The organism is Kitasatospora sp. NPDC003701 (assembly GCF_053587085.1).
In genome coordinates, this window is sequence record NZ_JBSFNM010000137.1 from 1 (window position 1) to 5,286 (window position 5,286).

The 5,286-nt window shown below is 70.2% G+C and carries 4 protein-coding genes, 1 rRNA gene and 1 pseudogene; all 6 read right to left on the reverse strand.

Going from position 1 to position 5,286, the window contains the following annotated elements; all coding sequences use genetic code 11:
* Positions 1 to 271: pseudogene (locus tag ACWDRR_RS44005) on the reverse strand (30S ribosomal protein S2); the annotation flags it as partial.
* The gene (locus ACWDRR_RS44010) at positions 255 to 587 is read right to left on the reverse strand and encodes a small basic family protein (RefSeq protein WP_030062488.1); all 333 of its coding nucleotides are present in this window, start codon (positions 585 to 587) and stop codon (positions 255 to 257) included. The gene ACWDRR_RS44010 and the pseudogene ACWDRR_RS44005, both read right to left, overlap by 17 nt.
* A complete protein-coding gene (locus tag ACWDRR_RS44015; RefSeq protein WP_449777974.1) occupies positions 584 to 1,693 on the reverse strand; it encodes a DUF881 domain-containing protein in 1,110 nt (369 codons plus the stop codon). The genes ACWDRR_RS44010 and ACWDRR_RS44015 overlap by 4 nt, the downstream gene beginning before the upstream one ends.
* A gap of 164 nt (positions 1,694 to 1,857) precedes the next feature.
* Entirely contained in the window at positions 1,858 to 4,353 is a 2,496-nt protein-coding gene (locus ACWDRR_RS44020; protein ID WP_449777975.1) for a sugar phosphate nucleotidyltransferase, read from the reverse strand.
* 123 nt (positions 4,354 to 4,476) lie between these two features.
* A complete protein-coding gene (locus ACWDRR_RS44025) occupies positions 4,477 to 5,097 on the reverse strand; it encodes a CDP-alcohol phosphatidyltransferase family protein (RefSeq protein WP_360638766.1) in 621 nt (206 codons plus the stop codon).
* 98 nt (positions 5,098 to 5,195) lie between these two features.
* Positions 5,196 to 5,286, reverse strand: a 5S ribosomal RNA gene (rrf, locus tag ACWDRR_RS44030); the annotation flags it as partial.

Genomic DNA, 5,286 nt, shown 5'->3' on the forward strand with positions numbered 1-5,286 from the left:
CCGGCGTGGCCGGCGTGGCCGGCGTGGCCGGCGTGGCCGGCGTGGCCGGCGTGGCCGGCGTGGCCGGCGTGGCCGGCGTGGCCGGCGTGGCCGGCGTGGCCGGCTTCACCGGCACGACCGACTTCACCTGTTCGGCGGGCTTCCGCAGCGCGTTCTCCGCCGCCGGAGCCGCCTTCCGCTCCCCGTTGCCGTCCTCGCGCACGTCTTCTCCTGCCCGTCCGTCCGCCTTCTCGTCCGCCGGCTCCCGGCCGGGCTCAGGCGCGGAAGACATGGCGCCTGATCGCAGCGGCGTTGGAGAAGATCCGGATGCCGAGGACGACGACCACACCGGTGGACAGCTGCGAGCCGACGCCGAGCTGGTCCCCGAGGAAGACGATCAGGGCCGCCACCACCACGTTGGACAGGAACGACACGATGAACACCTTGTCGTTGAAGATGCCGTCGAGCATCGCCCGGACACCGCCGAACACCGCGTCCAGCGCCGCCACCACCGCGATGGGCAGATACGGCACGACGGCGTCGGGCACCTCGGGCTGGACGAAGAGCCCGACGACCACTCCGATCACGAGACCCAGTACGGCAATCACGGTCTAGCTGCTCCTGTCCCTGAGGAGGGCGACCCGGTCGTGGGCGCCGTGGGCGATTGGGCCGGCGTGGTCTTGGCGGAGCCGCCCGGCGTGCGCTTCCCCGCGGGCGGGGTGCTCGGCGTGGCCGACCGCGAGGATCCGGCGGACGGACTCTGCGAACCCGTGGCGGACGCCGTGGGGCTCGGGGTGTTCGGGGCGGGGGCCGACGGGCTCGCCGTCGGCGAGGCCTCCGGCGTGGCCGGCTGGGCGGTCCGCAGCGTGACGCCGACGGCGGCGGGCAGGGTGAGCTTCTTCTGCGCGGAGATCGTCGACTTGATGCCGTACTTCTCCTGCAGCAGCCGGAGGTACTGACCCGCCATGTTGCTCTCGAAGGTGGCGACCAGCTTCGACCCGTCCCCCAGGGCCTGCACGCTGTAGGGCGGAACCAGCGGTCGGTTGTCCACCAGCACCGCCTCGCCCGCGGCACGGATCGCGGAGAGCGCGGTGAGCCGCTGCCCGTTGATCGAGACGGCCTCGGCGCCGGACTCCCAGAGCCCGTTCACCACCAGTTGCAGATCGCGGTCGCGCAGCCGGCCGCTGTTGGAGAAGCCCTGACCGGCGCGCGGGTCGACGTTCCCGCCGGCGCCGGTGCCGGAGGCGTCCTCCAGGACCAGCTTGACGCCCGGCCCGGTGACCTCGGCCAGGCCCACCGCGCCGGCCAGCGAGGCCGGGTCGCCGTCCCCCGGCGGCAGCGCCTGCTGCTGAGTGGTGTCGACCTTCCGCCGCAGCTCCTGGACCTGCTGCTGCAGCCGGTCCGCCGAGCTGTTGCTGTCGTTGATCCGGTGGATCAGCGCGTCGCGCTCCTTGGCGAGCGTGGGCTCGGCCTTGTGCGCGTTCACGGCCCCCACCGTCACCACCGCCCCGACCAGGGCCAGCCCGAGACCCAGCGTGAGCAGGCCGCGGGCCGTGCCGGGTATCCGGCTGTCGCGGTCACCGCCCCGCGCCGCGGCCGCCTCGGCGTAACCCTCGTCCAGGCTGTGCTCCATCACGCCGGTCAGCAGGGACATCGAGGCGTCCGGACGGTTGTACCGTCCGTCACTGGCACTCGGCGTCGGCGTCGCTGGCATGCGGACCATCGTCCCATGTCGGCGGAGGGGTCGACGCACACCCCCTGACCTGCGGACTCATCAGAAGCGACAGATCCTGACGAACCGTGCCAAACCGGGCAGCGGAGCGTGCGGCGTCCGCCGCTCCGCTCCGCTGCCCCGGCCGCGTCATCGCGGCCCGGTGGTCACCGCCCGGCGCCGTCGACCACCGCCGCCCACTCGTCCAGCAGTGCCTCGGTCGCCTCGTCGTCCGGGCCCTCCGCCCAGAGGTGGGTGACCGCCTCGGCGGGGTCGGGCAGCACGAGCGTCCAACGGCCGTCCGCCTCGACGACCCGGACGCCGTCCGTGGTGTCGAGCTGGCGGGTGCCGGCCGCCTCCACCACCGAGCGCATGACCATGCCCTTCGCCGCCCACGGCGTCGCGATGTCGCGCCGGCGGATGTGCGCCTGCGGGATCCGCGCGTCGATCTGGCTCAGCGTGAGCTGGGTCCGGGCCACCAGCCCGACCAGGCGGACGAACGCCGCGGCGCCGTCCAGCACCCCGCTGAACTCGGGCACCACGAAACCGCCGCGTCCGTCGCCGCCGAACACCGTGCCCTCGGCCGCGGCCGCCTTGGCCAGGTCGTCCGGCGTGGTCGTGGTCCAGACGACCTGCGTGCCGTGGTAGGCGGCGACCTGTTCGGCGATCCTGGTGGTCGTCACGGGCAGCGCCACCTGGCCGCTCCGGCGCTCGGCCGCGACCAGGTCGAGCAGCACCAGCAGCGCGCGGTCGTCGTCGATCACACGGCCCAGCTCGTCCACGAAGGCCACCCGCTCGCCGACCGGGTCGAACCGGACGCCGAAGGCCGCCCGGGAGGAGGCGACCAGCTCACCGAGCCTGGCCAGCCCAGCCCGCCGCTCCTCGGCGTCCTCCGTCGGCCGCGCCTCGTCCAGCCCGCTGGAGACGGTGAGCGCCTCCACGCCGAGCCGGCCCAGGATGCTCGGCAGAACGAGCCCGGCACTGCCGTGCGCCGTGTCCACCACCACCTTCAGCCCCGCCTCGCGGACACCCGTGGTGTCCACCGCCCGCAGCAGATTGCCGGCGTAGGAGTCGAAGACGCTGGACGGGAAGGTCAGGTCGCCGATCTCGCCCGGGAACGCGCGCCGGTACTCCTGGCGGGCGTACACCCGGTCGAGCTTGCGCTGCCCGGCCTGGGAGAGGTCGGCGCCGCGCTCGTCGAAGAAGAGGATGTCGAGCGAGTCCGGCACACCGGGTGTGGTCCGCAGGAAGATCCCGCCCGCGCTCCCCCGGGCCGTGTGCTGCCGGGCCACCGGCATCGGCACGTTCTCGAGGTCCCGGACATCGATCGCACTGGTCTGCAGCGCCGAGATCATCGCCCGCTTGAGCGCACGCGCACCACGCGAGTGGTCACGCGCGATGGTGACGGTGGCCCCCTTCTTCAGCGTCGTCGCGTACGCGCCCGCCAGCCGGACGGCCAGCTCGGGCGTGATCTCGACGTTGAGGATGCCCGACACTCCGCGCAGCCCGAAGAGGTGCTCCTGGCCGCGGGACTCCCAGATCACCGAGGTGTTGACGACCGCGCCGGCCTCGATGGTCTTGAACGGGTAGACCCGGACGTTGGCGCCGATGATCGACTCCTCGCCGACCAGGCACTCGTCGCCGATCACCGCCCCGTCCTCGATCCGCGCGGCCCGCATCACATCGGTGTTCTTGCCGACCACGCAGCCCCGCAGGTTGCTCTGCGGCCCGATGTAGACGTTGTCGTGGATGACCGCCTTGTGCAGGAAGGCCCCGCGTTTGACGACCACGTTGCTGCCGAGCACGGTGTGCTCGCGGATCTCCACGCCGGCCTCGACCTTGGCGTAGTCCCCGATGTACAGGGGGCCGCGGAGGATCGCGTCCGGGTCCACCTCGGCCCCTTCGGCCACCCAGACGCCGGGCGAGATCTCGAACCCGTCGAGTTCGACGTCGACCTTGCCCTCCAGGACGTCCGCCTGGGCCTTGCCATAGCTCTCGTGGGTGCCCACGTCCTCCCAGTAGCCCTCGGCCACGTAGCCGTAGACCCGCTTGCCCTCCTTCAGCAGCTGCGGGAACACATCGCTCGACCAGTCGACGGACTCACCCGCCGCCACGTAGTCGAAGACCTCGGGCTCCATGACATAGATGCCGGTGTTGACCGTGTCGGAGAAGACCTGCCCCCAGGTCGGCTTCTCCAGGAAGCGCTCGACCCGGCCCTCGTCATCGGTGATCGTGATGCCGAACTCCAGCGGATTCGGCACACGGGTGAGACAGACGGTGACCAGAGCGTTCTTGCTGCGGTGGAACTCGATCAATTCCGAGAGATTGAAGTCGGTCAGCGCGTCACCGGAGATCACCAGAAAGGAGTCGTCCTTCAGCGCGTCCTCGGCGTTCTTGACACTCCCCGCAGTGCCGAGCGGCGTCTCCTCGTTCGCATATGTCAGATGCATACCCAGCTCTTCGCCGTCACCGAAGTAGTTCTTGACCAGTGAGGCGAGGAACTGGACGGTCACGACGGTGTCGGAGAGACCGTGCCGCTTCAGCAGCCGAAGCACGTGCTCCATGATCGGCCTATTGGCGACCGGAAGCAGCGGCTTCGGCATGCTGGAGGTCATCGGGCGGAGTCGGGTGCCTTCGCCCCCTGCCATTACAACGGCTTTCATTACGGGTGCGTCCTCCTTCGCGGTGTGGACCCTGCAGGTCCATCAAACCGTTTCAGAGGGTGTCTACCCGGAAGATATCGTCCGACGCACCGTGGCGCCGTGGGACTTCTCTCAGATCGCGTCTCAGACTGCGGACGCGGAGGAGGCCGAGCCCGCCCGGATGATCTGCCGTGCCTGGACGGCGTAGAGAATGCCGGCCCACCAGTACAGGGTGGTCCCCCACCAGATGAAGGCCCAGCTGACCACCTCGGCCGGCCGCGCGATCCAGGTGTCCCCGGTGCCGAGCAGCAGAAGCGGAAACGCGTACATCAGATTGAATGTCGCGGCCTTCCCCAGGAAACTCACCTGCAACGGGCCGTAGCCGTGCCGGTTCAGAATGGGAAGGAGCCCCGCGATAAAGAGCTCACGCGCGATCAGGATCGCCGTGAGCCACCACGGCAGGATCTCACGCCAGGTCAGACCCAGCAGGGTGGAGAGCACATAGAGGCGGTCCGCCAGCGGGTCGAGCAGCTGACCGACCCGACTGATCTGCCCCCACCTGCGGGCGAGCTTTCCGTCGAGGTAGTCGCTGATGCCACTCAGCATCAGAATCAGCAGCGCCCAGCCGTCGTTGTTCGGCCCGTCGAACACCGGCCAGAGGATCAGCCAGAGGAAGAGCGGAACGCCGACCAGCCGGCCCATGCTCAGCAGGTTGGGGATGGTGAGGACGCGATCGGTCTGGACCCGCGTCTCCTGGACCTCCACCCGGGGGCCTCCTGTACCGTGTGACGACTTTTGCATGTTGACCCTACAACAGAAAAGCCCCCGTCCGGTTCCCCGGCGGGGGCTTCTCTAGAAGAATTGTTCGGCGGCGTCCTACTCTCCCACAGGGTCCCCCCTGCAGTACCATCGGCGCTGTGAGGCTTAGCTTCCGGGTTCGGAATGTAACCGGGC